Origin of the sequence: Hymenobacter wooponensis (assembly GCF_004745865.1) — a bacterium.
GTDB classification, from domain to species: domain Bacteria; phylum Bacteroidota; class Bacteroidia; order Cytophagales; family Hymenobacteraceae; genus Hymenobacter; species Hymenobacter wooponensis.
Genome location: NZ_SRKZ01000001.1, coordinates 739,715 through 765,712 on the forward strand (window position 1 = coordinate 739,715; position 25,998 = coordinate 765,712).

General features: G+C 57.8%; 17 protein-coding genes, 1 tRNA gene and 1 riboswitch. Of the genes, 10 read left to right on the forward strand and 8 right to left on the reverse strand.

What is annotated here, in order from left to right:
- Positions 1-178 precede the first annotated feature (178 nt).
- From EU557_RS03020 to EU557_RS03045, 6 genes are all read left to right on the forward strand, one after another.
- The gene (locus EU557_RS03020; protein WP_135528927.1) at positions 179-832 is read left to right on the forward strand and encodes a hypothetical protein; all 654 of its coding nucleotides are present in this window, start codon (positions 179-181) and stop codon (positions 830-832) included.
- Positions 833-1,070: 238 nt separating this feature from the next.
- Entirely contained in the window at positions 1,071-2,456 is a 1,386-nt protein-coding gene (locus EU557_RS03025) for a M16 family metallopeptidase (protein WP_135528928.1), read from the forward strand.
- A 125-nt stretch (positions 2,457-2,581) separates the two neighbouring features.
- Positions 2,582-4,141 carry a M16 family metallopeptidase gene (locus tag EU557_RS03030; protein ID WP_135528929.1) on the forward strand — a complete coding sequence of 520 codons (1,560 nt, stop codon included), beginning with the start codon at positions 2,582-2,584 and terminating at the stop codon, positions 4,139-4,141.
- Positions 4,142-4,296: 155 nt separating this feature from the next.
- Positions 4,297-5,181 (forward strand): T9SS type A sorting domain-containing protein, encoded by an 885-nt coding sequence (locus tag EU557_RS03035; RefSeq protein WP_167855068.1) that lies wholly within the window; start codon positions 4,297-4,299, stop codon positions 5,179-5,181.
- 175 nt (positions 5,182-5,356) lie between these two features.
- Entirely contained in the window at positions 5,357-5,926 is a 570-nt protein-coding gene (locus tag EU557_RS03040) for a hypothetical protein (RefSeq protein WP_135528931.1), read from the forward strand.
- 132 nt (positions 5,927-6,058) lie between these two features.
- On the forward strand, positions 6,059-8,386 hold the full coding sequence (locus tag EU557_RS03045) for a GAF domain-containing protein (protein WP_135528932.1): 2,328 nt from the start codon (positions 6,059-6,061) through the stop codon (positions 8,384-8,386).
- Positions 8,387-8,459: 73 nt separating this feature from the next.
- Here EU557_RS03045 and EU557_RS03050 read toward each other — a convergent pair whose 3' ends face one another.
- The 3 genes from EU557_RS03050 to EU557_RS03060 all read right to left on the reverse strand — a co-directional run bounded on the left by EU557_RS03050 (position 8,460) and on the right by EU557_RS03060 (position 10,168).
- Positions 8,460-9,128, reverse strand: coding sequence for a phosphatase PAP2 family protein (locus tag EU557_RS03050; protein ID WP_135528933.1), 669 nt, complete (start codon positions 9,126-9,128; stop codon positions 8,460-8,462).
- A gap of 113 nt (positions 9,129-9,241) precedes the next feature.
- Positions 9,242-9,323 (reverse strand) — tRNA-Leu (locus EU557_RS03055).
- 131 nt (positions 9,324-9,454) lie between these two features.
- Positions 9,455-10,168 carry a phosphatase PAP2 family protein gene (locus tag EU557_RS03060; protein WP_135528934.1) on the reverse strand — a complete coding sequence of 238 codons (714 nt, stop codon included), beginning with the start codon at positions 10,166-10,168 and terminating at the stop codon, positions 9,455-9,457.
- Between the two features lie 110 nt (positions 10,169-10,278).
- Between EU557_RS03060 and EU557_RS03065 the strand changes: the two genes are divergently transcribed.
- Positions 10,279-10,917, forward strand: a complete 639-nt coding sequence (locus EU557_RS03065; protein WP_135528935.1) for a class I SAM-dependent methyltransferase — start codon at positions 10,279-10,281, stop codon at positions 10,915-10,917.
- Positions 10,918-11,011: 94 nt separating this feature from the next.
- Positions 11,012-12,850: a M61 family metallopeptidase gene (locus tag EU557_RS03070; RefSeq protein ID WP_245326149.1), complete on the forward strand. Its 1,839-nt coding sequence runs from the start codon at positions 11,012-11,014 to the stop codon at positions 12,848-12,850.
- A 128-nt stretch (positions 12,851-12,978) separates the two neighbouring features.
- Here EU557_RS03070 and EU557_RS03075 read toward each other — a convergent pair whose 3' ends face one another.
- The 4 genes from EU557_RS03075 to EU557_RS03090 form a co-directional block, all read right to left on the reverse strand.
- A complete protein-coding gene (locus EU557_RS03075) occupies positions 12,979-13,959 on the reverse strand; it encodes a Gfo/Idh/MocA family protein (RefSeq protein WP_135528936.1) in 981 nt (326 codons plus the stop codon).
- A 157-nt stretch (positions 13,960-14,116) separates the two neighbouring features.
- Positions 14,117-16,813 carry a M14 family zinc carboxypeptidase gene (locus EU557_RS03080; protein ID WP_135528937.1) on the reverse strand — a complete coding sequence of 899 codons (2,697 nt, stop codon included), beginning with the start codon at positions 16,811-16,813 and terminating at the stop codon, positions 14,117-14,119.
- 42 nt (positions 16,814-16,855) lie between these two features.
- Entirely contained in the window at positions 16,856-18,211 is a 1,356-nt protein-coding gene (locus EU557_RS03085; protein WP_135528938.1) for a RagB/SusD family nutrient uptake outer membrane protein, read from the reverse strand.
- Positions 18,212-18,224: 13 nt separating this feature from the next.
- Complete coding sequence (locus tag EU557_RS03090) at positions 18,225-21,251, reverse strand: SusC/RagA family TonB-linked outer membrane protein (protein ID WP_135528939.1); 3,027 nt, start codon at positions 21,249-21,251, stop codon at positions 18,225-18,227.
- A gap of 478 nt (positions 21,252-21,729) precedes the next feature.
- Positions 21,730-21,821, reverse strand: a riboswitch (SAM riboswitch).
- A gap of 347 nt (positions 21,822-22,168) precedes the next feature.
- Between EU557_RS03090 and EU557_RS03095 the strand changes: the two genes are divergently transcribed.
- Together EU557_RS03095 and EU557_RS03100 are read left to right on the forward strand one after the other, a co-directional pair.
- Complete coding sequence (locus EU557_RS03095; protein WP_135528940.1) at positions 22,169-23,473, forward strand: APC family permease; 1,305 nt, start codon at positions 22,169-22,171, stop codon at positions 23,471-23,473.
- A 351-nt stretch (positions 23,474-23,824) separates the two neighbouring features.
- A complete protein-coding gene (locus tag EU557_RS03100; protein ID WP_135528941.1) occupies positions 23,825-24,994 on the forward strand; it encodes an LLM class flavin-dependent oxidoreductase in 1,170 nt (389 codons plus the stop codon).
- A gap of 169 nt (positions 24,995-25,163) precedes the next feature.
- Here the strand turns inward: EU557_RS03100 and EU557_RS03105 are convergent, their stop codons facing one another.
- Positions 25,164-25,784: a DNA-3-methyladenine glycosylase I gene (locus EU557_RS03105; protein WP_210115970.1), complete on the reverse strand. Its 621-nt coding sequence runs from the start codon at positions 25,782-25,784 to the stop codon at positions 25,164-25,166.
- Positions 25,785-25,998 lie beyond the last annotated feature (214 nt).

Here is a 25,998-nt window from a genome sequence, read left to right on the forward strand (position 1 = left end):
GGGGCTTTGTTTTGCAGTAAACCTATATGCCACATGCTCTAATGCATATCATTAAAAATTGCATTCAGCATGTTCTATTTTTTAATTAAATGTTTATATTTGAATCCATCTATCTGCGAAACAAATAGCGTTACTTTTGGAGTTGCCTCTAGAAGTTAGCCTATTAACCATCCTGCCTATGAACTTCGCGAATCGGTACTCCCTTCTGTTTCTACTGGCTACATCGCTGTTCACTAGCTGCAAATCAACTGAAGAGGCTCTCTATAGCGCAGTTCACTCCAACCACTCAGTTTCCATTGGGAAGTTGCCGCGGTTAGAACAAGTGGTGGAGGCTGGCCCCTTAAATGCCACGGAAGGGGCCTACCCAGATGATGCTTCCAAGGTATTCCGCCAAGAACTGGCCTACCATACAGCTGAGCCTGCTGATACCGTAGAGTATGGTTATGCTAAGCTTATTATAACGCAAGCGGAAGTTACGCGCACCGGCCGAGGGTTGCAGGCATTTCAGATGGCCACTCTCATGACCCCTAGCTTATTTGGCCTTCCTCTGGAGTGGTACCGCACAGAAGTGAAAGCTGAAGTGCAAATCATCAATTCCAAGGGCGAGGTAATTGGTTCTTACACGGGCACCGGCCGTAGCAAAGTGCGAGTTGCCATGTACAACGGTTATAGCCAAACCAGTGCTCCCCGCATTTCCGACGTGCAAGGCCTGCGCCTAGCCCTAGACCAAATTCGCCCCCAGCTTGATACGGCGGCCATTAGTCTGCGTGCACAACTGCTGGCCGCTGGTCCTAGCGAAGAACTAATCGGGACAGCACACACCAACAGATAACTAGTTTACTACTCTCTCCCTGCTCTTACCTACACCCGTTCCCGCATCTGGCCGCCTCAGCGCTTGGATGCGGGAATTGTGTTTCTGCGCCCCTTCCAATGCGCTCAAGGCAACTCGTAGTGAGCGGGTGAGGCCATTGGCCTAGGCCTGTTGTCTGCAACCTTCTCGGGCCGGATGGTTACTTTGCGGCAGCCAGCCCTCCAAGTCTGGTCTCATTCACGCTCATTGCCTTTTCACCATGAAACACGCATTGCAGGCCTTGGCGCTGAGCACGGCGTTGCTGGTTAGCCCAGCTGCCAACGCGCAGAAAGCCGCTGCCTCACCTACCACCGCGGCCACTAGTACCAAGTCCGTTTTCCCCTACCCTATTCAGCAAAAACAGCTAGCCAATGGCCTGAACGTGGTTACGGTGCCGTTTGACTCGCCGGGCTTGGCCTCCTTCTTTCTGGTAGTGCGTGCGGGCTCCCGCGACGAGGTGGAACCGGGCCACACGGGCTTTGCGCACTTCTTTGAGCACGTAATGTTCCGGGGCACTGAGAAGTACTCCAAGGAGCAGTATGATGAGGTGCTGCAAAGCATTGGGGCCGCCGCCAACGCAAATACCTCCCTCGACCGCACTGTGTACCACATGACCGGCAACGCCCGCATGCTGGAAAAGATGTTTGAGGTGGAGGCCGACCGCTTTCAGAACCTGAAATACTCCGAGCACGATTTCAAGGCCGAAGCCGGCGCCGTGAAGGGCGAGTACACCAAAAACTCTGCCTCGCTCTACACCCAGCTGAATGAGAAGGTGGCCGATGCAGCTTTCGACAAGCATACCTACGAGCACACCACGATGGGCTTCTTCAAAGACATCGTGGACATGCCCAACCAGTACCAGTATTCTCTCTCCTTTTTCGACCGTTTTTACCGCCCCGAGTACACCACCCTGCTAGTGGTAGGCGACGTGAAGTCGGAAGATGTGAACAAGCTGGCCGATAAGTATTTCGCCTCCTGGAAGCGCGGCACTTACCAGCCGAACATCACGCCCGAGCCCGCCCAAACGGCCCCTAGGGCAGTGCACATCCAGAACGCCAACTTCCCGCCGCTGGTGAGCTTGAGCTACCGTGGGCCGGCTTTCTCCGACCAGAGCAAGGACTTGCCCGCTCTCGATGTGCTAACCACGATGTTGTTCGCCGAAAACTCGCCCCTGTATCAGCAGCTGGTAGTGAAAGAGCAGAAGGTGCGCTTCGTGGGTGGCTCGCCCAACTACACCCGCGACCCGTATCTGATGACCGTTCGGGCCTCGGTGGTGAAGCCCCAGGATATGGCCTACGTGAAAGACCAGATTACCAAGGCACTGGAGGAAATGAAAACCAAGCCCGTGGATGCCAAGCGCCTCGCCGATACCAAGTCGGCACTGAAGTATGGCTTCCTGATGGGCCTAGATGCCCCCGACCAAGTGGCCAATGCCTTATCGCAGTTTATCTGGCTCACGGGTGATGTACAGTCGCTGAACCGCTTCTACGCCCAATACGACCAAGTAACGGCCGCTGATATTCAGGCCGTGGCGCAGAAGTACTTCGTGCCCGCGGGCCTGACGGTAGGCACCATCGGGCCGGGTGCTACGAGTGGCCTACAGTAATACGCCCGCTGCTGCTTTAACGATCAGCGTGAGCATTCAACTAGGCCACTGCTCCTTAGTTATGCTTGCTTCTTTTAGCTGAACAGCAACGGTACTCTTTTTCTCTCTTCCCTGATTTCACCTCCATGAAACATATAGTTTCTCGCCTCCTGCTGAGTGCGGCCCTGCTAGGACCAGCCGCAGTGGCCCCTGCTCGCGCCGCCGAGATAGTAGAGCTGCGCCAACCCAACGCCGCCAAGGTGGTGGTAAAGCTGCAGTTCCGCAACGGCTCCGCCGCCGACCCCGTGGGCAAAGAAGGCCTCACTTACCTCACCAGCCAATTACTTACTGAGGGTGGCACCAAAGACCTGACGGCCGCCCAGCTCAAGGACTTGCTCTACCCTATGGCGGCGCGCTACTACGCTACCACTGACAAGGAGGTCACCACGTTCACCTTTGAGTTTCACCGCGACTTTGTTGATCAGTTTTACCCTGTGCTGCGGGGGCTGATGCTGACGCCTTCGTTCACGCAGGAAGACTTCGACCGTCTTAAGAGCAACCAGCTTAACTACGTAGAGCAGCTTATTCGGGCTTCTTCTGACGAAGACTACAGCAAGTTTGCCTTGGAGGACCAGCTGTTCCGGGGTACTCGCTACCAGCACATGACGCGCGGCACGGCCGCAGGCGTAAAAAGCATCACGCTGGCTGATGTAAAGCAGTACTACGCCAGCGCCTTCGGCCAGAACAATCTCACGATAGGCCTAGCCGGCAATTACCCGGCTTCCTTCGCCAAACAGCTGGAGCGCGACCTAGCCAAGCTCCCCAAAAGCACCGTGAAGGTGCCAGTACCGGTAGCAGCCATGCCCAAGGGCATCCATGTGGAAATCATCAGTAAGCCCGATGCTCTGGGCTCGGCGGTGTACGCGGGCTTCCCCATCCAGACCACACGCGCCCAAGACGACTTTGCGGCCCTGATGGTGGCCAATTCCTGGTTGGGCGAGCACCGGAAGAGCTACGGCAAGCTCTACGATAAAATCCGGACGACCCGCTCCATGAACTACGGCGACTACAGCTACATTGAGTGGTATGAGGCCGGCGGCAACAATATGCTGCCCGTGCCCGGGGTGCCGCGCCACGCCAACTACACCAGCATCTGGCTACGGCCCGTGCAGATTGCCGAAGGCCTGCGCAAGCAATACCCCTCCGAGCTAGGCAACCTCACCGTAGGCCATGCCCCCTTCGCACTGCGCTTGGCCGTGCGCGAAATGGACAACGTGGTGAAAAACGGCATGAGCAAGGAAGACTTTGAGCGCACCCGCACGTTCCTGCGCTCTTACGTGAAGCTCTACGGCACCACGCCCGCCAAGCAGCTCGGCTTCCTGCTCGACTCCCGCTTCTACGGCCGCAAAGACTGGCTGCAGGAGGTAGATGGGCAGCTCGCCAAGATCACCCTCGATGATGTGAACCGGGCCATGCGCAAGCACTGGCAGGTGCAGAACATGTACGTAACCATCGTGACCGACGACAGCGAAGCCCAACCTCTGGCCGATGTGCTTAAGAACAACACGCCCTCGCCCATGAGCTACGCCAACGTGGTGAAGGCGGGCCTACCGCAAGCTGTAGTAGCCGAGGATGCGGAGGTAGCCAATTACAAACTTAACGTGACAGAGGTGAAGGTTATCGACACCAACGACACGTTTCGGTAAGCGCTAGGCCACTGCTGGCCGTAAATCGTTGCACTCAAACCGTCTCGGCTTCTGGTCGAGACGGTTTTTTTATGGGCCCATTAAACTCCGCTGGCCCACAAGCATCTATGAAGCAAAACCAGCTAGCTGAACTACATTCTCCCACATCATTTCCCATGCAAGTAACTTCATTCAAAACCCTAGGCCTCCTGCTGGTAGCGCTCCTGACCAGCCTCAGCACCTGGGCCCAGCCCGCTCAGAATACGCAAGGCCAAGCGCGCCCTAACCGCCGGGTTGTAGTCGCCTACGTGCAGCAAAACGTACTGCCCGTGGTACGCCAGCAGCGTCAGAAACTAGAGCCTCAGCTCAGCACCTCCGATAAGGCCCAGCTGGCTATTTACCGCACTCAGCTGCAGGAACTGCGCCAGCGCGGCAAGGCTCTTCGCCAGAGCTTCCGGCCCGCGGGTGCGCCCCAGGGCACCCGCCCAGAGCTAACCGACACGCAGAAGCAGCAGTTGCAGCAGCTCCGCAACGACCAGAAGGCCCTGCTGCAGGAGGTTGGTAAACTAGCCCAGAAGTACGAGGGCGATATTGCCAAGCTAGCGCAGGAAGTGCAGCCCCAGCGCGAAAAATGGACCGCAGATCTAAAAAACCTAATAGCTCAAAACACCACGCCCGAACAGCAGGAGCGCCGCAAGCACGTGGGAGGCAAAATGCGGCACAACAACCCCACCGCGCAGTACTTCAGGCCCGCCATGTTCCTGCTGATGAAGACCAACACGCCAGCTGCTACCGAAGCCCGCGGCGCTGGTAGTACTGTGTACCCAAACCCCGTTACCCCTACTAGCCAACTGGAGTATGAAGTAAAAAAAGCCGGCCCCGTGACGGTTGATTTGCTAGATAGCATGGGTAATATGGTGCGTACTGTGGCTCAGGAAGCGCACAAGGAAAAAGGCACTTACACATTGCCAGTGAACTTGAGCGACCTAACCAACGGCACTTACTACTTTAAAATCACGACGAAAGGCGCAGCTGAAACCAAGCGCTTCGTGAAGGAGTAGAGTTTGTTCTCATGCTAGGCCACTTCTAAGCTACGCTGCGAAAATAAAACTCAATATCTCCGCTACCGGTTACGTTTGTAAGCCAGCCCAACTATCGGGCTGGCTTTTTCGTGGGTTGCTGCCGGCTTGGCCTAGAGTGGGCTAGGTGCCAACGTAGCCCTATCTTTACGCCCCTATGCTGCGCTCCTTCCTTACCTGGTTTTTGCTCCTTTCTACTGCTGCGCTTGTTGCGGCCTGTTGTGGCTCCGTTGCCTGCGATTGCAACGATAGCAACGCGGACGGCATTGCGTTTAAATTCGACACCACTTCTAGCACTAGTACGCGTCTTCCTTTTAAGCCCGAGGACTTTGACACCGTGTATGCTGTGCGGCGAGTGCTGGGAGATACTGCCAAACGGCCGACGCGTGATACGGTTGTGATAGCTCGAACGACAAAACAAGCGCGCGAGCAGCCCATTATCATCAACAATACTAGTCCTTTCGTGGCAAACAAAAGTAGGCGAATTGATCAGTATAGCTATAAGCTGTACCTAGCTACCCGCAAGAAGCCTTCAACATCATTGGTGGTGACTGACTCGGTGGTAGTGGAAAAAGTGGATGTAGCTGGTGAGTTTAAAGCTGATGGCTGCTGCACGTGTTACGAGAATACCAAACGAGAGGTGTATATTAAAGGGTTAGCGTCGCCCTTTATTGCCACTAACCCAGAAGATCCTAAGCAGCCAATTCCGTTTGTGGTGAGACGCTAGTGCTTTTAGGCATTGTGGCCTACCAAGCGGCACTATATGTTTCAACGCCACAGAGCTGCGGCGCGTATACGTATCATCTCCAACCAGCGCGATGTTGAGCACTGATTTCTGGAGTACTTGCCCTCTGGCTCTATGCTAAAAGAACCTGTTGCCCGCCCGGCCTCGGCCGTATTTCCCTTCAAGACTACCCTTAGCCTGGAGCCTCTCATTGCGTACTGGAAAGACCGTGAGAATGCCTCTAACGCCGGCGTGGCCCAATTGGCCCGCTTTATTGGCGAGCAGGTAGCACAGGCCGACTGGTGCCGCGGCCCCATCACGGATTTGGCTCAGCTGGAATGCAACTGCGACCTGGTGGAGACTCTGATGCTGGCGGTATTCCCCTCCTCTTCTTTCCAGACGGATATCAGCGGCGCTATTCTGCCGTTTCAACGCCACAGCTTCTACTATACTCCCCGCTTTGAAGAAGTACTGCTTAATGCGGGCCAAACCATTAAGCAGCCGCTTAACATTGATGTGCACACCCTGGAGGTGTACACTACCCGTATGGCCTACCAGCTTATTCTGGAGAAGGTATACGGGGTGCACATTCCTATGCAGGGCGCTATTATTTTCACGGTTCCCGATTACAGCATTGGCCTTTACCGTCACTACAGCGTCAACTTCAACTCTACGTTTCTGGAGGTACTTGTGCACGGTGAGAAGCCCACGCTGACCCCGGAGCAACTAGAGCACCTTACCCGGAACATGCACCGGGCCGATATTTGGCAGGAAACGTTGCCGCCGGAGCATTTTGAGCTCTCGGGCTTCAACCTGCTGCAGCTGGTCGACGTCACGGAACAGGAAATTCTCTCGGAGCTGAAGTACGACCTGCTAGAGCGCGACGTACTACAGGCCTCCGACCGACTCGAGCAAATTCAGGAGAAGCTGCGCGTACTCTTCGGGCGGCCCTTCCTGCAGCTGGGCATTGCGGCCTACGACGAAAAAAAGAAAGCTTTCGTAGACTTCGGACGTAAAATCAACCACAGCTTCCTGACCAAGCAGCTCCACAACCAAGATGCCAGCTCCGGCTTCCGGCAGATTTACAGCCAGCTCTGGCAAGACCGCCAGCCCCTGGTGCTGGAAGACGTAGAAAAAGCTGATATTCCGGAAGATCTGCGCCAGCAAATTCTAAGTCTCGGTATTCGGTCAGCCATTTTGGCTCTGCTGCCCTACGGCGACGATACCGTAGGCCTCTTAGAGCTGGGTTCGCCCAATGTAGGCGACCTTGATGAGTTTAGCCTGGAGAATGTAACGCAGTTTATGCCGCTGTTTGCGGTGGCCGTAAAGCGCAACGCTGAGGAAATCCAGACCCGCGTGCAGGCCATTATCAAGGAGAAATTCACGGCCCTGCACCCGACCATGGAGTGGCGTTTTACCGATGCCGCCCAGAATTTGCTGCAAAAGATTGAGGACGGCAACAAGAATGCAGAGATGGAAGATATCGTCTTCCACGAAGTGTATCCCCTGCACGGCTCCTCCGACATCCGGGGTAGCAGCACGGCCCGCAACGAAGCCATCCAGGGCGACTTAATTGAGCACCTGACTTTGGCCAATAAGGTGCTCAAAAAGGCCTCTGAGCTTCAACAGTTGCCTATTCTCGACGAGTTGAAGTTCTACGTGAGCAAGAACCTGCGCCGCCTGCGCCAGGGCATCCTGACCGGCGACGAAGTGAGCATTTTCGAGTCGTTGCGCATGGAGGTGGAGCCGCTGTTCAATTACCTGGCCCAAAATGCCCCGGAGCTGCGGCCCGTCATCAAAGAGTATTGGTCTAACATCGATACGGAGTTGGGCATCCTCTACAAACGGCGTAAGGACTTTGAGGAAAGCACCACCCGCCTCAACGATGCCGTCAGCGACTACCTTGATGAGGAAGAAGCCAAGGCCCAGGACATGTACCCGCACTACTTCCAGCGCTTCAAGACCGATGGCGTGGAGCACAACATCTACGTGGGTGCTTCGCTGGTAGAGAACAAACCGTTTGATCTGGTTTTTCTGAAAAACCTAAGGCTATGGCAACTGCTGGTGATGGTGGAAATCACGCGCCGGACCGCCGCACTGAAGTCGCAGCTACCGTTGCCCCTGGAAACGACCCAGCTTATTCTCATCCATAGCCAGCCTCTCAACATTCGGTTCCGGCAGGATGAACGCCAATTTGATGTAGATGGAGCTTACAACATCCGCTATGAAATCATCAAAAAGCGTATTGATAAAGCCACGGTGCAAGGAACGGGTGAACGGCTAACTCAGCCAGGATACATTGCGTTGGTGTACACACAACAGCGCGAAGCCGACGAGTACTTTGAGTACATCGACTATCTGCAGGACCGTGGGCTACTGGAGCCCGGCATTGAGGAACTGGAGCTGGAAGAGTTGCAAGGAGTAAAAGGCCTGCTTGCCTTGCGGGTGAAAGTACGGTTGTAAGGGTATAGCAACGCGAATAAAAAGCGAAGCAGCAGGTGGCCTAGGCCACCTGCTGCTTCGCTTTTACACTAGTTTATAGTTTCACTTCCTCCCGCCACCACAGCCGCAACGCCGTGCGCAGCAAAATCAGCCAGACTAAGCCGATGGCAAAACCGGCGAGTACATCGGTGGCGTAGTGTACGTGCAGGTACACGCGGGTGAGCCCAATGAGTATGGCCCATACGAGCAGCCCAGCTGCCCACAGCGGGTGGCGCTGGTGCCGCCAGAGCAGCCAAGCCACGCACCCATATAGGGCTAGGCCTATCATGGCATGCCCGCTCGGGAAGCTCAGCCCTGCCTGCGGAAAAAGCGCTGAGCTAGGGCGCGCCCGTTGAAAGTGCGCTTTTAGCAGCTGATTTAGTAGGGAAGCTCCCGCTACTGCCAAAAAAACCTCCAGGCCTTCGCGGCGGTGGCCTCTGCTCCGCAGTAGCAGCGGTAGGCCTATACCGGCTCCTACCAGAAAGGGGAGAGACGCGAAGAAGGTCACCCCTTCCACCCCGCTAGTGAGGCTCGGCCACCAATTCCGGAGCTCATCCATGCGCGCAAAAGCCCACTGGTCGAAGTCGACGGAGTGCTGCACGAACACCACGCGCGTCAGGTAAAAGAACAGCAAAGCCGATGCGACAAACACGAGTCCGACCACTGCTATTTCCAAAGTCAGGAAGCTAAACAGAGCCGTGAATCGGGCAGCAAATCTTTTCATAGCCGGAGAGTTGTTCCACTATCCAACGCAGCCCTAGCCTCGGGTGTTGGAGAGTCCTAGAGCGCAGACGACCAGAAAACAAAAAAGCCGGTCCATATCTGGACCGGCTTTTGTGCGCTCGGAGAGACTCGAACTCTCACACCTTTCGGAACTGCCGCCTGAAGACAGCGCGTCTACCAATTTCGCCACAAGCGCAGCTTTTTTATCAGTTGACCGCCGTGGTGGTGGTCATTTGATGCTGCAAAGATAGGAGGCTTTTTCGACGTGTGTCAAGCTTTGTGCTTAAAAAACAATAAAAACTTAACCACAAAAGTTTGCTTCCTGAGTTATATAGGCTGTTTTTCAGCCGCTTGCACTTGCTTACCGAAGCGCTTTTTTGCTTTAATTTCTAGTTGCCGCAGAAGCGGAATAGCTACCACCAGCCAGACCAAGCCCGCCGTGAAGCCCGCCAGTACGTCGGTGGCGTAGTGCACCCGCAGGTACACCCGGGTTAGCCCGATGAGGATAATAAGAACCGCTAGGCCAGTAGTGAGGCCCCAACGCAGCGCCTTAGAGCGAACGTGCACCTGTACCAGATAAATCAAGAGACCATAGAAAGAGGCCGATATCATGGCGTGCCCGCTAGGAAAGCTTAGGCCACTAGCCGAAACTAGCGGCAGCAATGGCCTCGGACGGTGGTAAAACTGTTTCAGCACTAGGTTGAGCGTAATGCTGCCCAGCGCTACTACCGGCACCAGCAAGGAGTACCACCGGCGCCGCCGTACCAGCAGCCACGCTACCAGTAGTAGCCCCATCACCGTAATAAAGTTGCGCGAGGCCAAAAACGTGATACCCTGTACCCATTCCTGCCGCTCGGGCCCAAATAGCTGGCGCGTCCAGCGGAAAGCTCCGGCGTCAAAGGTGGCGGCGTCTTGATCGAATACCTCTCTACTTAGCGCGAGAAAGATGACCACCCCCACCGTGCCTAATATCAGCGTAATGGCAAATTCCGTGAAGAACAGCGTGACACCAGCTAGTAGTCGACGAATTGAGTTGGTCATGAATAAACAGCAATAAAACCAGGATGAGAGGTTCCGGTTGACGTGGTTCTTACGACATTTCGGTGCCTTCCGGCCGAATTACGTAGTCTGCTTGATTCCTTCCACCGCTGATGCCCCTCCCCGACTCCGGCTTCGATTACGTTGCCGCTTTCTATGATTCGCTGGCTCGCTTGGTGTATGGCCGGGCGTTGCAGCAGGCGCAGCAGGCAGCCCTAGCCGGCTTGCCAGCAGGGGCACCGCGTATCTTGGTTATTGGTGGCGGTACCGGCTGGGTGCTCGGGGAAATATTGCGTCAGCGCCCGCAGGCTCGGGTGCTCTACCTAGAAGCATCTCCTCAGATGCTACGTCGCAGCCAAGAGTTTCTGCGCCAGCACTGGCCTACGAGGCAGGAGCAAGTAGAATTTCGGCTAGGAACTGAAGCAGCTTTGCTCTCCCAGGAGCAATTTGAGGCCATTATTACCTTCTTTTTCCTCGACCTATTCGAGCCCACCCGACTGCGGCAGCTCATTGCTAGGTTGTACGCCGCACGCAGGACCGGGGCCCTTTGGCTCCTCGCCGATTTTGCTCAGCCCCAAACCTGGTGGCAACGGGGGTTGCTAGCCACCATGTACGCCTTCTTCGGCCTGACCACTGGCATTAGTGCCCGCCGTAGGCCACCCATTGAAACAGAATTGCAGCGGCTAGGCCTATCGGCCCGGCCACTGGGCGCTTTTTTTGGCGGAATGGTAGAGGCCACGGTGTGGCAGTAAGTGTATCGGCGGATTTATGTGGTCGGCTTGCAGCCTCTTCATCGCAAAAGCTACCTTTAGGCAGCTTTCCATTTCCTTTCTCTCCTCTCCTAATATGATGCGGAAAACCGCTGCCCTGCTTCTGCTAGGCCTGCCCTTGGCCCTTGGCCGCCCGGCCGCTGCTCAGGCCCCCGTGCAATACTCCGTGGCCTTCCCCAATGCTATGCACCACGAGGCCCGCGTGACGGTTACGTTTACCGAGGTGCCCGCCGGCACACTGCAGGTACGCATGGCGCGCTCCTCGCCCGGCCGCTACGCCCTGCATGAATTTGCGAAGAACGTGTACGACGTGCAGGCCACTGACTCCAAAGGCAAAGCATTGGCGGTAAATAAGCCTGACCCCTACGGCTGGGACGTAACCGGCCACGATGGCACCGTGCGCTTCACCTACACCCTCTTCGGTGACCGGACCGATGGCACCTACGCCGGCATCGACTCGCGCCACGCCCACCTAAACATGCCCGCCACGCTGGCCTTTGCCCGTGGCCTAGAGCAGCGCCCGGCGGAGGTGAAGTTTGAGTTGCCCCAAGGCTGGACAGTAGCCTCGCAGCTGCGCCCCGATGCGACCAAAGGCACTTACTACGCTCCACACCTGCAGTACCTCATGGACTCACCCACCTCGCTGGGGCCACAGAAGGTGCGCAGTTGGCAGGAACAGGGCAAAACCATTGAGATGCAGGTGCTGCACGATGGCACCGATGCGGAACTGGACGCCTTTGCCAACAACACAAAGAAAGTAGTGAAGGAAGCCGCCGCCATCTTCGGCGGTCTGCCCGACTACGATTTCGGGCGCTACACCTTCGTGGCCAACTACCTCCCCCAGACCAGTGGCGACGGAATGGAGCACCGCAACTCCACCAGCCTCACCAGCAACCGCCCCCTGCGCGGCCCCGGCGCCCTCGACAACCTGGGCACGGTTTCCCACGAGTTCTTCCACAGCTGGAACGTAGAGCGTATCCGGCCCAAAGACTTGGAGCCCTTTGACTTCGAGCGGGCCAATATGAGCAGTAACCTGTGGTTTGCCGAGGGCTTCACCCAGTACTACGGCGAGTTGCTGCTGCGCCGGGCCGGCATCTACACCGACGAGCAGTATTGCCAAGAAGCCCTCAGCGGCATCGTAGATGCCATGCTGACCATGCCCGGCCCGAAGCGCTACTCGCCGGTGTACATGAGCCAGCAGGCGCCTTTCGTGGATGCCGCTGCGGCCATCGACCCCAACAACCGCTCGAACACCTACCTGAGCTACTACTACATCGGGGCGGGCAATGCCCTGGCCCTGGATCTGCAGCTGCGCCAGCGCTTTAAAACCGACCTCGACACGTATATGCGCGCCCTCTGGAAAGAGAACGGCCAGCAGCAGAACTACGCTCCTGCCAAGCCCTACACCCTCCGCGACCTGCAACGGGTGCTGGGCCAGGTAACCAAGGACACCACCTTTGCCGGCCAGTTTTTCCGCCAGTACATCACCGGCCACGAGGCGCATAACTACGAGCAGCTCCTGGCCCCCGCTGGCCTACTGGTGCGCCGGGCCCAGGCAGGGCAGGCCACGCTGGAAGCCCGCATGCAGTTCAACCCCGACAGCAGCGCTACCCTGGGCACTACCTTGCTAGGCAGCCCCTTCTACCTCGCCGGCCTCGACCGGGAAGATGTGGTGCTAAAGATGGATGGCCGCAAGCCCACCAATGCCAAGGAAGTGCAAAAGCTCCTGGCAGCTCACAAACCCGGCGACATCATTCAGGTGGAAGCCCGCGCCCGCGACGGGGTGCGCACCGTGCCGGTTACTCTCCAGGAAAACTCCGACCTCGAAGTGGTGCCCTACGAACAGGCGAAAAAGCCGGTGACCAAAGCCCAGAAGAAATTCAGGGAGGAATGGCTGAAAGGCAAAGCCAAGTAATGGCTTGTCTGCGACGCAGATCTTGGCTAGCTCCTAAATAGCCGCCCAACCCTTATACCCACGAAAAAGGGGCCACTGAATTCAGTGGCCCCTTTTTTATTTAGCTTGCTGGTACTTGACTAGCCTGCTTACTCCATTGGGTAGCGCAGGCCGATTTGCTTGCGCACAGCATCTAGCTGGTGCATTAGCTCCTGCGTGAACTGCAGAGGCAGCAAGGGGCTCTGCGTGAGGCCTTGCGCCAGACACTGCTGCACGTGCTCGGCTTCGTACTGATAGCCGTACCCTTGCTTTTCGCAGGGGATATGCTGCGGCTCCTGATTTGGGAGCTTCAGGGTGATGCCACTAGCGGCGTGGAAGCGACCCGTGAGGTGAAGCTGGCCGTGGCTGCCGTAGAGAATGCACTGGTTATCAGTTTGAGCAGCCAAAGTAGAGAACAGACTAGCCGTGGCCCCACCCTCGTAGGCCAGGGCCATAGTACAGTTCACGTCTACTCCAGTGCCGGCTCGGGTGGCTATGGCGCGTATCTCCTGAGGCTCACCAAGGAAAAGCTTGCTGATAAACAGCGGGTACACTCCAATATCTAGCAAGGAACCACCCGCCAAGGCTGGGTTAAACAGCCGGCCTTCCGGCACATACGGAGCCACAAAGCCAAAGTCGGCGGCGAGGTGCTTGATTTCGCCGATGGTACCGGCCGCTACCAGCTCCAGCGCTTTATGGATGGCCGGGAAAAAGCGCGTCCAGAAGGCTTCCATCAGGAAAATGCCTTTCGCTTCTGCAATCTGCCGCATCTGCTGGGCCTGCTGGGCATTCACGGCAAAAGGCTTTTCGCATAGCACGGGCAATCCGGCGCGCAGGCAGAGGAGCGTGTGGGCGTAGTGCTCGGTGTGGGGCGTAGCAATGTATACCGCATCTATGTCCGGCACTGTCAGTAACTCATCGTAGCTGCCCACGGCATGAGGTACTCCGAACCTGGCGGCAAACTCCTGGGCCTTGACCGCATCACGCGAGGCTACCGCGTGGAGCCGGGCATTGGGCAGCAGCGCGAGGCTTTCTGCAAACTTGTGAGCAATGTTGCCTAGGCCTAGAATAGCCCAATTGTATGTGCGCATAAAGCAAGTATCAGGATGATTGACGGAAGCAGCTAAAGGTAACTGCTCGCCAGAAGTATACTGGGTAAACTTGCTTGTAGGCCACTATTCACGGCTGTGCTACTTCTTACCTCGGGTAATGAACTGACGCAGCCGCGGGTAGTGGCCTAGCGGTGCGCTATTCTTCTTCCGCAGTAATGGAGGCCGGGCCGTCGGGCAGGTTCAGCAGTGGGCCGAGCAACACCGCATTGGTAAACAGACGCGAGGTGCCGTGCCAGTAGTGGCGGAAGTTGGGGTCATCGGCGAAGAGCACCACCCGACCAGTGCCCACCTTGCTAACCACCACCGCAGCCGAGTTGCGAATCTGCTGCAGGTTGTTTCTAGATACGTAGCCACTCACGAGCGGCGACGCCGTGTACTGTGCTACCGTGGCATAGGGGTTGCGGCTGGGCCGCAGGAACGTAGTACCATTGCGGAACACGTAGAGGCGGCGGTTGGTGAGGCCAAACCCAATGGGGTTGGTAATGTCGATGTCGGTGAGGTAGATAGAGCCGGCAATAGCGCGGGTTCCCTCCTGCTCCTGGCCTACGAAGTCGGCACGCCGGGGGGCGAAGGAGGTTTGCGGTTTGGGCCGCTGGGTTACTTTGGGAGCGGGCGGCGTGGCCTCGGCCAGCGCTACGGCAAAAGCGGTGGTATCGGCCCAACCTCCATTAGCCGGAATCAGCAGCTTCTCTTTCACAATGCCCTGCTTGATGGCCCATTCCGAAGCGTTTTTCAGGGTAACGAGCGTGCCGCCTTCCTGCACCCAGCGCCGCAGCTTATCCACGGCCGCTTTGTCGAGGCTAGTGTACGAACCACCCACCAGAACTATACTGCTGTAGCGGCCTAATGGCGCCTTCCCGAAGTTGCTCAGCTCAATCTTGCTCAACGGTAGGCCTAGCTGCTGATTAGCCACAAACCACGCTTCCCCTACTTCCGAGGCCGTGGTACCCGTTCCTACCAGAATGGCCGCCTTAGCCTCGGGCACGGTGCGCACATTGTTAGAACCCAGATCAATACCACCCAGGCTGAAGCCAGTGCCCACACCAGTAAACGTTACCTGGTGCTGCCGGCTCAACCGGCTCACGATTTGAAAAACAGAATCGGCGGGGAGCTTTTGGGCCGCCACCGGAATAACCAGGGTGCCATAGCCAAAGTCGATGGGCTGTTTAGCCGTGCCGGCCTTGAAGGGCTTAAAGCTGACTTTGGTGGTGATGCCGGCCCGCTGCAGCGCCACCAGCGTACGGGGAGCATTGTAATCAGACCAAGGCAATAAGTAAGCGTAGCTGCTCTGCCCGCCCTGCACGGTGCCCGCCAGATTTTTAGGCGACGAAACAAGAGCCCCTTGCACTAGGCCTGTGTTCTTTTGTTTCGACACCGCCAGCCCATACGCATGGGCCTGGCTCCAGCCCGTTACGTCATAAAACACGCTGTCGTGGAAGGTGGTCAGCTCCTCGAACAAGGAATTGACGATGCGATACTGCGGCTGGCTGGTGGGCACCACGTAGGCTTTGCCCTGCTTAAACTCCTGCTTATCCAGCGTAACATTTTTGCCCAGCTCGTGCACCTCAATTTTGTGTTGCAGCAGCAGTGCCAAGAATTTGTTGGTCAGGGTTTCGTCCTGGGCATTGCCGAAGACGTAGGCTTTGGTCGGGAACTTGCGGGCGTCGGTGAGAGCTGACGCAAAAAAATCCCGCTGATGACGCAGGTAGAGCTCCTTTTCCTCCACGGCTCCGCGCACGGTGGCTATGCCAGTAGCCACGTGGTTGCGAATGGTAAATGGAAACGTGACTACACCGTTGGTCCCTTCTTGCGCCAACCCGCGGGAGCTGCCGACCTCGAACGTGATGCCCACGCCGCCCTGAAAGTCGGGGTACGTGGAGCCGTAGATGGGCGAGAGGTTATCGAACTGCTCCTTGGTCCAGTAGAGCGAGCCCAAGTCGTCGAGGGCTTTGGCGAAATACTTGGCCATGTGCACGTTCAGCACTTCATAGGTAGCCCGCGGAATCAGGTCGTTCTCGGTGCTGAATGGTTTGGAGGGCTCAAAGTAGTACGTGCCGTTGGTGCCCATCTCGTGAAAGTCAATCATCACGTTGGGGTACCACTCGTGGAAGAAGGCCATCCGGGCCCGGCTTTCGGGTTGGGTCAGCGGAAGCCAGTCGCGGTTCAGATCGGTGTAGAAGTGGTTGGTGCGCCCACCCGGCCAAGCCTCCGTGTGTTCCCGGTCGAGCGGGTCGGTTACGTTGGGCCACGACTTATTCTGATCAAACCAGTGCGAAGCCCGGTCGCGGCCATCGGGGTTTTCCAGGGGGTCGATGGTAATTACGGCTTGCTCCAGCCACTGTTTGGTCTCGGGCGAGGTAGAGGCCGTGAGGTAGTAGGCCAGCAGCAGCGCGGCTTCCGAAGAACTGCTTTCGTTGCCATGCACACCAAAGTTCAGGCTCACTACTACCGGCAGCTTGCGGTAGTCGGGGGCGGCCAGTTTCGGGTCCATTAGGGCCCGCCGTGCCTGCTGCAACCCCGCCAGATTCTGCTGATTTTCCGCAGCCGTGATGGTGGCCACCACCTGCGGGCGCTCCTCAAAGGTGTTCCCCAGCACCCGCAGGCTCACTTTATCCGATACCCGATCAAGCTCCCGCAGGTAGGCCACTATCTGGTCGGTGCGGGTGTAGTGCGAGCCAATGGGGTAACCCAAAAACTGCTCGGGCGTGGGCACGGCGGGGTCAAAGCTGCCGCCGGTAGCCGCCGGGAAGAAATACTTGTTTTGCGCCAGCGCGGGAGCAGCCGAAGCCAGGCTTAGGCTAAGTAGCGCGCCAAAAAAGGTTGATTTCAACATGATAAATGCAGGTCGTAGTCAGAGGAATGCGAGCTACCTAGCCTAGTAGCCGGGGTTTTGCGTCAGGCTGGGGTCGGCCACCAGGTCGTTGAAGGGCAAGGGGAACAGCCAGCGACGTTGGTCAGTAACGCCCAGCACTGCGCCGGCCCGGCCCGTACGCACCAGGTCAAACCAGCGGTCGGCCTCGAAGGCAAACTCCACCCGGCGCTCATTTTCAATCGCCAGCAGCAGTTGCTCGGCGGTAGCGGCGGTGCTGGTGGGCACCCCGGCCCGGCTGCGCACGGCATTCAGATCGGCCAGGGCGGCGGTTAGCTTGCCCTGCTTGGCCCGGGCCTCCGCCCGAATCAGGTACTGCTCCGCCAGCCGCAGCACGTAGCTGGGGTCGTCGCGCTGGGCGGAGCGGCTGTAGAGGTTGCCGTAGGTAACTGGGCTGCCCGCGATGGTCGTGGTAGCAAGCAGGGCCGAGCGGCTCCCGCCCACGGCCGGGTCATTGAGCAAGGCAATGGCCGCCGGTACGGGCTGGAAGTTGAACTGCCCACCCAGGGCGCTCGGGAACCAGTTGTTCCACATGGAGTTGGCGTCGGAGTTGCTGAACGTCAGCTCGAAGATGGACTCCCGGCTCAGGAAAGGAGCCGTGGAAATCGTGCGGTAAGGTGTAACCAAGCTATAGTTGCTGCTGGCAATTACCTGCGTAGCATAGGCCTCGGCCTCAGTCCACTGCTGCCGGTACAGGTGCAGGCGGGCCCGCAGGGCGCGGGCAGTGGTTTGCACGGCGCGGTTACGGGTGGCACCATCGGGCAGTAAGGCTTCGGCCTGCGTTAAGTCGGCCAGCACTTGGTCGTAGGTCTGGGCCTGGGTGCTGCGCCCAATTCCCTGGCCGTTTTCCTTGGTGCGGGTGGGCGTGAGTACCAGCGGCACACCGCCCCAGCCCCGCGCCAGATCGAAGTACACGAGGGCCCGCAGGAAGTAGGCCTCTCCCTGCAGCTGGTTTTTCTCGGCCGTCGTCAGTAGCGGGTCATTCACCCCTGGCACGCCCGCCAGTACATTGTTGGCGCCATTCACGGCTTGGTACATCTGGGTCCAGGCTTCCGTAATGAGCACGTTGTCGGCGCTGAGCTGGTTCTGATCAATCTGCAGAAACTGGTTCAGGGTGCCATTGAAGCGCACATTTTCGCCGGGCAGAAAGCCCAGCACGGGCCAGTTCAGCTGGTAGTAGGCCTGCACCCGGTCGTAGACGCCAATGGTGGCGGAGCGGGCACTGCCGGCATCGGTAATGGCCTTATCGTCGGGCAGCTGCTGCACCGGGGTCGGGTCCAGCAAATCCTGGCACCCGGTCAGGCTTAAGACAGCGGTTGAGAGTTGCGCGGCAAACAGGAGGCGGTATAGGGTCTTTTTCATCGAAGTCAACAGCTTATAGTCCGACCGTCAGGCCCACCTGGAAGGTGCGGGGCTGGGGCACGGTGGCCCAGTCGATGTTTTTGGTATTGCTCACGCCGCTCTGGGAGTTCACCTCCGGGTCGAGGCCGGAGTAGGGCGTGATGGTGAAGAGGTTGGCCGCCTGCACGTACACCCGCAGGCTGCTCAGGCGCGCTTTGGCCGCCACGTCTTTCGGCACGGTGTAGCCCAGGGATAAGGTCCGGAGGCGCAGGAAGGAGCCATCTTCCAGGTACCGGTCGCTCAGGTTCTGCACCACGCCCCCGTAGTTGTTGCTGGCGGGGTTAGTGGTGAGCCGCGGAATATCCGTGATGTCGCCGGGCTTCTGCCAGCGGTCGAGCTGCTCGCGCAGGTAGCCGATGTTGCTCTGGGTGCCGCCGTGCACCAGAAAGAAGCGGTTCATGTTCATGATCTTCGCGCCTTGCTCGAAGTTGAGCGTGAAGCCCAGGTCAAAGCCCCGGTAGCTTACCGAGTTGGTGAGGCCCCCGAAGTAATTGGGCCAGGCATTGCCCACCAGCTTGCGGTCAGCCACCGTGAGCTGGCCGTCGCCGTTCACGTCCTCGTACTGGGCATCCCCATTTTCCGGGTTCACGCCCGTCTGGTGGTAGAGCCAGAAGGAATAGAGTGGTGCACCCTCCTCCAGCCGGAAAATGTCGCGGGAGCCGCTGGTGATGGGCGCGGCCAGCTTTTCAATTTTATTGACGTTGCGGGCTACGTTGAAGGTAGTGCTCCACTGCACCGCGGCCTTGGGCAGCCAGTTAACGGTGGCCTGCAGCTCCAGGCCTTTGTTGCTCACGGCTCCGTAGTTTTCCACCACCGAAGAGAAGCCGGTTTTGCGGGGCACGGGTACGTTCAAGAGCAGTCCCGAGGTATACTTGTCGTAGTAGTTGAACTCGACCAGCACCCGGTTTTGCAGCACGGCGGCGTCTACGCCCACGTTCCACTGCCGGGTACTTTCCCAGCTTAGGTTGGGGTTGGCCAGCTGCAGGGGGGCAGTGCCCGGCAGGTCGAGGTAGTTGGCGCCGCCCTGCACCAGACCGCGGGCCGCAAAGTCGCTGATGCCGGCCTGGTTGCCGGTTTTGCCGATGCTGGCCCGCAGCTTCAGCTCCTGAAACACGTTCAGGTTCTTCACAAACTCCTCTTCGCCCAGGCGCCAGCCCACGCCCACTGCCGGGAAGTAGCCCCAGCGGTTGTCCTGCCCGAAGCGCGAGGACGCATCGGCCCGGAGGCTTACATCAGCGGTGTAGCGCTGCTTGAAGCTGTAAGTGCCCTTGCCGAAGAAAGAGACCAGCCCAGCCTGGGAGCGGGACGACGAGCCCGTTTGGGTGGCCGCCGAGGCGATGCTGGTCAGGTCGTTGCTGGGGAACTGCTGCCCGGCCAAGCTGGTGCGCTGAAAGGTGTTTTTCTGCAGGGTATTGCCCACCAGCGCCTGCAGTGAGTGGTTTTCGCCCAGATCTACGCTATAGTTGAGAGTTTGCTCATTGAGCAGGGTGATATCCCGCGAGAGAAACGACGAGGCCGTACCGCGCGGCTGCCCCGCCAGAATGAGCGTGTTGTTGAAGTTGTTCTCGTACATGTCGTTGAAGTCGATGCTCCAACTACTGCGCAGGGTCAAGTGCTTGCCGAACTGGTACTGCCCGTACACGTTCGAGATGACGCGGGAGCCCACCGCATCGTTGTTCAGGTTGTCAATCAGCGCCTGATGGTTGTCGAAAGAGCCATATTTGGCGTAGCTCCCGTCCGGGTTGTAAATCGGCAGGTTGGTGCGCGGAAACAGGGCCGAGTTGATGACGCCCACCGGGTTGTTGTCGTTACTGCTGACGTTGCGGTGAGTGCGCGTGAGGGCCGTGCTGGTCCCGATGCGCAGTTTATCGGTGACCGAATTGTCGAGGTTTACGCGCAGACTGAACCGCTCAAAATCGGTAGGCCTAGCAATGGACTGCTGCTTGAAGTAGCCGCCCCCAATGTAGAACTGGGTCTTGGCCGACCCACCGGCCGCCGATAGCTCATAGCTCTGCGTTTGGGCCGTGCGGAATACATCGGAGAGCCGGTCGTAGGTTTGCTGTTCCTCAGGCAGGCCCCGCCCACCGGAGGCCACCGAGCGATACGGCAACTGAGCCGGATTGCCACCATCGTTGAGAAACCGCTCATTTTCCAGCGTGGCCAGCTCCTGCCCGGTCACCAACTCGTACTTGTTAGGTGCTTTCGACCAGGCGTGGTAGGTGTTGAAGGTGATGCGCGTCTTGTCGCCGGCTTTGCCCCGCTTCGTGGTAATCAGCACTACTCCGTTGGCCCCGCGTGAGCCATAGATGGCCGTGGCGTTGGCATCCTTCAGAATCTCGATGCTCTCAATATCCTGCGGATTCAGGTCGGCCAGCGGGTTCGATGAAACTTGGTTGCCTAGGCCAGTTGCAATCAGGTTGGTGTTATTGATGAATACGCCATCTACCACGTACAGCGGGTCGTTGCTGGCATTCACGGAGTTGCTGCCCCGGATGCGGATAAAGATGCCCCCGCCCGGCACCCCCGAGTTAGCCGACACCTGCACGCCGGGCGCTTTACCTTGCAGCAGCTGGTCGGGGCTGGCCGCCGGAATGTCCTTCAGCGCCTCGCCATTCACGGAGCTAATGGCACTGGTGAGTGTTTTGCGGTTCTGCTCGCTATAGCCGGTAACAACTACTTCCGAGAGCTGCTTCACATCGGCCCGCAGGGCAACCTGCACCTGCCCGGAGGTAACGTTCAACGTTTGCGCCTGGTAGCCAATGGCGCTAATCAGCAACGTATTATTGCCTTCGGGCAGAGTGAGAGAGAATTGGCCTTTACCATCGGTAGTAGCCCCAACGGTGGTGCCCCGTACAATAATGGTGACGCCTGGCAAGGGGCTGCGGTCGGCGGCGTCGGTGATAGTACCTGTGATGGATTGGCCCGTTGTGGATTGGGCGAAACTCGCCGGGGCAAGCGCAGCTACCACCCCTGGCACCGCCAGTAGAGTAAATAATTTCATATCAGAAAGGAGAAGGAAGTGGAGCCGCGAAACCGCGCTGAGCGATTCGCTCAATTGCTCCTGATGGCGTCAAAAAGCTCGTTTGAGAAGAGCTACGGCAGAAAATACGCCTTCCTTCAAGCCTAAAATGTGTGCACAGGAAGGCCATTCCGTTGAGAGCTTCAACGAAAATTTGGGCACCAAAATGAAGGAAGGACTGACCTCAGCTGGCGGAGTCGCGCACGCCATCCGTCCGGAACGGAGCGGGCGTTATCGACTACCTCCTGGGTCAGGAGTTGGTGTAACAGTCAGGCGCGCTACTACCCTCTGTTACAGGAGCAAGCAAAAAGAATACGAGGGAATCCCTGGTCCTTAGCAGCTCACAGCCCGCATCTGCATACAGACGCTTGAACGCATCATGCTACAACACGCATGCTGTAGGGCGTTGGGCGCGGCGTTTCGGACGGCAAGGCTGGTGAAGGTGCTCACGGCGTTGTTGTTTTTATATGGTCAGGACTTGGCACCGTTCCGGATGTTCCGGGGGTTGTCGGCGGTTCATAGAGCCTGTCTCTCCGCGCCTCTGTATAAAAACAATCCTTTGTGGGTGAAAGAATTGGTATGCCAAATGTACAGGCGCATTTCTGATAAATCCAAATTTTTGTTTTTAGCCCGGAACTTTTTCGCGCAAAAACTCTCAGCCGAAGCGCGGGCAAAACTTGGTGCTGATGCCTGCTTAACTATATTTGCCCGCTTACTCAGGTGGCCTAGCGACCAAAGTAGGCACCCAAAAACCAGCGAGAATCTCTTCTTTTCCCAGTTACATGCTGCCCGTAACGCTGATCGAAAACTGTTGCTGTTGTTGCCGTGCACTACGCTAGCGCCTTGTGATGGTGGCCCTAGGCCACGTTAGTTTTCTTTCCCGCTTTACTTGATTCTGCATGACTGCTACCTCCGCCGGAACCCGGCCGGACTTGGTACGCGGCATCCGCCGCTGGGACTTCGTCGCCCTTATTATCAACATCACCATTGGCGCCGGTATTCTGGGGTTGCCAGCCAAGATTTATGCCCTGGTGGGTGCTTACAGCGTAGTGGCCTACGGCGCCAGTGCGGCCATTGTGGCGCTTATTATCCTGTGTTTCGCCGAAGTCAGCAGCCGGTTTAGCGGGGCGGGCGGGCCATACCTGTATGCTCGGGAAGCGTTTGGGCCACTCGTGGGCTTTGAGGTCGGCTGGCTACTCTGGATTTCGCGGCTGGCCAGCTTTGCGGCGCTCTGCAACTTGTTCGTTGATTATGCCGCGTACTTCTGGCCTACAGTGGGGCATGGCCTAGGGCGGGCGGCGCTAATGGCGGCGCTGGTCAGCAGCCTCACCCTCATCAACCTGGTGGGCGTGCGCACGGCTTCGCTGGTTAACAATCTATTTACAGTCAGCAAGCTGTTGGTTCTGGTTGTCTTCACCAGCGTAGGCCTATTCTACGTCGATTGGCATGCTTTCTCGTTTGCGGTGCCGCCCACCTACACGAGCTTCTCGGGGGCAGTCTTGTTGCTCATTTTTACTTTCTCCGGCTTTGATGTGGCCGCAATTCCCGCTGCCGAGATTCAGCAGCCTCAACGGAACGTGCCCTTCGCCTTGTTCACGGCCATTGCCACAGTAGCCGTGCTGTTTTTGCTGGTGCAGGTGGTGTGCATTGGCACGCTGCCCAACCTGGCCACTTCAGAACGGCCCTTGGCCGATGCCACCCAGCAATTTCTGGGGCCGCTGGGCGCGGCTTTTGTAGCGGCGGCAGCCATGCTTACGGCGCTGGGTACGCTCAATGCCCTTATGCTCACGGGGCCCCGGCTGCTCTTTGCCTTAGCCGAACAAGGCCAGATACCGGCCGTTTTTGGCGCAACGCACCCACGGTTCCGGACGCCACACGTGGCCCTGCTGGTGTCAGCGGGGCTAAAGCTCGTGCTAGCCATATCGGGCACCTTCATCTATGCTCTCACGCTCAGCACCATCATTCGGCTTACCTACTTCGCGCTTACATGCGCGGCCCTGCCGGTGCTGCGCCGACGCTACCCGGCCCAGCCGGCGCCATTTCGGGTGGCCGGTGGCGGGCTGGTTGCCCTGCTTTGCGTAGGCCTGTGCGTGTGGCTTTTAGTCAGCAGTAAAGGCAACGAGGCCCGAGACGTAGCGCTGTTTGCAGCGGGTGGCCTAGGCCTGTACTTCATCTGGAACCGACGTAAACCTGTGCCGTCCTGAGGTCTTCTCTGCTTGGCCGTTTGAGGAATAACGTCCTGGCGAGCGGAGTCGAGACATCTCCCGGGCTGACGTTGTAATGCTAATCCACCGAAGAAGGACGTCATCCTGAGTGCAGCGAAGGATCTTATCACGATAGAACGACTGGCCTAGCACCTCGTGCTGACGGGACAAGATCCTTCGCTGCACTCAGGATGACGTGCTAGATTGATGAGCAAGCATCTCAACGTCAGCCCACGAGATGTCTCAACCAGCTCGACAGGACCGGTAGGAGTCATCGTCTATATTCCTTCCGACGACGTTCCCGATCCAATACTTCTTCCCTCGTACTCTGCTTCTCTACATTCTCACGTTATGCCTCTCTCTTCCCCTATCACGTCGGTGGCCATTCGCACGCCGCAGCGCGTGGCTGAAATCTCTTGGTTCGATGACCTCTGCGGGGGCGATACGCAGTACCTGAGCGTGCTCGATGGGGCCTACCGCAGTTCCTGGGCCCACTGCCGCGACATCACGCTCTCGGCGGAGCGCCTGGGCTATTCCAATATTTTGCTGCCTACTTCCTATACGGTAGGCCAAGACGTCATGACGTTTGCGGCTGGCATTGCACCCCAAACGTCGCGCATCAACCTGCTCACCGCCATCCGTACCGGTGAGATTCACCCGCCCATGCTGGCCCGGGCCCTGGCTTCATTAGACCACATGCTGGAGGGCCGGCTCACCATCAACATCATCAACTCCGACCTACCTGGCCTACGGGAGGTGCCGGAGCTCCGGTACCAGCGGTGCGCCGAGACCATCGAGATTCTACAACAGGCCTGGACGCAGGAGCGCATTGTGCACAAGGGCGAGCTGTACCAGTTTGACATGGCCTCTGACCCCGCCAAGCCCTACCAGCAGAACGGCGGCCCGCTCCTGTACTTTGGAGGCACTTCGGAAGGGGCACGTGCGGTGTGCGCGCAGTACTGCGACATGTTCCTGATGTGGCCCGAAACCGAGGAAATGCTCTACGAAACCATGCAGGACATGAGCGCCCGAGCCGCCCGCCACGGCCGCCAGATCGACTTTGGGCTCCGCATTCACGTGATTGTGCGCGAGACCGAAGATGAGGCCCGCGCCTACGCCCGCAAGCTCATGTCGAAGTTTGACCCCGTGAAAGGGGCCGAAATCAAGAGCCGCGCCCAGGATTCGTGGTCGTTGGGGGTGCACCGCCAAAACCAGCTACGGGAGCACGCCGATATGGAAGGTTTCGTAGAGCCCCTGCTCTGGACCGACATTGGCAAAGCCCGCTCCGGAGCTGGTGGGGCCCTGGTGGGTACGCCCGACCAGATTGTAGAGAAGATCAACCGCTACATGGATATGGGCTTCCGCGCCTTCATCTTCTCCGGCTATCCGCTGCTAGATGAAGCTGACTATTTTGCCCGGTACGTGCTGCCCCGCTTGCCCAACATTTCTATGCCCGATTTTCAAGGCCGGCGCCCCCAGCAGACGCCCGTTACGCCCCTAACTACCGCACCATTGCGCTAATAGCGAGTCACCTAAGGATATGCTTTGCTATTCAATACAGTGACGTATTTGCTTTACATAAACCCTTTAACTGCGCAGATAAGCTGGCTGACGCTTTAAAGACTACCTGAAATTCGTTCAGAGGCTGCGGTGTACTGCAGCCTCTTTCTTTTATAGGCCTACGCAGTAATTACTGCGGTGTGGCTAAGGCGGCGCATTCTGCATGGCGCGGGCAGCTGACCAGGTGGTCGTTGACTAGGCCAGCGGTTTGCAAGATGTTGTAGCACGAGACGGGGCCGGTCATCACGAAACCGCGCCGCTTCAGGTCTTTGCTCATGGCTTCGCTCTGGGGCGTAGAAACGGGTACCGCGTTGGTTTCGCTACGCTGATTATCAAGAGGACGGCCGCCAACGTATTGGTAGAAGAACGGCAGCAAGCCCGCATCGCCGCCCACTTCCTGCCGTAGCCGCAGCCATGCCTGGGCATTCTGCACGGTGGCCTCCAGCTTACGGCGGTTGCGCAGAATGCGCGGGTTCAGCAGCAGCTCACTTATTTCCTCCTCCCCAAACCTCGCCAACCGTTCCGGGTCGAAGCCGGCGAGCAGCTCCCGGAACCCTTCGCGCCGCTTCAATACCACCGGAAAATCGAAGCCCAGCTGAAACGTGTGGAGCACCAGATACTCAAATAGGATACCCGCTTCGGCTACCGGCTCACCCCATTCATAGTCATGAAAATCCCGCATTAGCTCGTTGTGGTGCGCCCAGGGGCAACGGCCATCGGGGGAGGTGGTGGGCAGATTAGGAAGCATCATGTCTATAAGCGTTACTTGATCAGTAAAAGTAGCCCAATCAATTCCAATGCTTACAAAATATTCATATTGCAACTAACATTATTAATATCTTACTTGAAAATCCATACCTTATCAAAGAGAAGTTCCTCTTATTGCCGTGAGTACGTTTTAGTGCAGCTTTTCCCCTCTTTACATAGTTAACCACCCTTATGAAAACAAGCTTTACGCGTCTCCT

What these genes read in the sequence shown, in the direction of transcription:
- EU557_RS03020 (WP_135528927.1), top strand. Translation starts at nt 179, where the DNA reads ATGAACTTCGCGAATCGGTACTCCCTTCTGTTTCTACTGGCTACATCG.
- EU557_RS03025 (WP_135528928.1), top strand. Translation starts at nt 1,071, where the DNA reads ATGAAACACGCATTGCAGGCCTTGGCGCTGAGCACGGCGTTGCTGGTT.
- EU557_RS03030 (WP_135528929.1), top strand. Translation starts at nt 2,582, where the DNA reads ATGAAACATATAGTTTCTCGCCTCCTGCTGAGTGCGGCCCTGCTAGGA.
- EU557_RS03035 (WP_167855068.1), top strand. Translation starts at nt 4,297, where the DNA reads ATGCAAGTAACTTCATTCAAAACCCTAGGCCTCCTGCTGGTAGCGCTC.
- EU557_RS03040 (WP_135528931.1), top strand. Translation starts at nt 5,357, where the DNA reads ATGCTGCGCTCCTTCCTTACCTGGTTTTTGCTCCTTTCTACTGCTGCG.
- EU557_RS03045 (WP_135528932.1), top strand. Translation starts at nt 6,059, where the DNA reads ATGCTAAAAGAACCTGTTGCCCGCCCGGCCTCGGCCGTATTTCCCTTC.
- EU557_RS03050 (WP_135528933.1), bottom strand. Translation starts at nt 9,128, where the DNA reads ATGAAAAGATTTGCTGCCCGATTCACGGCTCTGTTTAGCTTCCTGACT.
- EU557_RS03060 (WP_135528934.1), bottom strand. Translation starts at nt 10,168, where the DNA reads ATGACCAACTCAATTCGTCGACTACTAGCTGGTGTCACGCTGTTCTTC.
- EU557_RS03065 (WP_135528935.1), top strand. Translation starts at nt 10,279, where the DNA reads ATGCCCCTCCCCGACTCCGGCTTCGATTACGTTGCCGCTTTCTATGAT.
- EU557_RS03070 (WP_245326149.1), top strand. Translation starts at nt 11,012, where the DNA reads ATGATGCGGAAAACCGCTGCCCTGCTTCTGCTAGGCCTGCCCTTGGCC.
- EU557_RS03075 (WP_135528936.1), bottom strand. Translation starts at nt 13,959, where the DNA reads ATGCGCACATACAATTGGGCTATTCTAGGCCTAGGCAACATTGCTCAC.
- EU557_RS03080 (WP_135528937.1), bottom strand. Translation starts at nt 16,813, where the DNA reads ATGTTGAAATCAACCTTTTTTGGCGCGCTACTTAGCCTAAGCCTGGCT.
- EU557_RS03085 (WP_135528938.1), bottom strand. Translation starts at nt 18,211, where the DNA reads ATGAAAAAGACCCTATACCGCCTCCTGTTTGCCGCGCAACTCTCAACC.
- EU557_RS03090 (WP_135528939.1), bottom strand. Translation starts at nt 21,251, where the DNA reads ATGAAATTATTTACTCTACTGGCGGTGCCAGGGGTGGTAGCTGCGCTT.
- EU557_RS03095 (WP_135528940.1), top strand. Translation starts at nt 22,169, where the DNA reads ATGACTGCTACCTCCGCCGGAACCCGGCCGGACTTGGTACGCGGCATC.
- EU557_RS03100 (WP_135528941.1), top strand. Translation starts at nt 23,825, where the DNA reads ATGCCTCTCTCTTCCCCTATCACGTCGGTGGCCATTCGCACGCCGCAG.
- EU557_RS03105 (WP_210115970.1), bottom strand. Translation starts at nt 25,784, where the DNA reads ATGATGCTTCCTAATCTGCCCACCACCTCCCCCGATGGCCGTTGCCCC.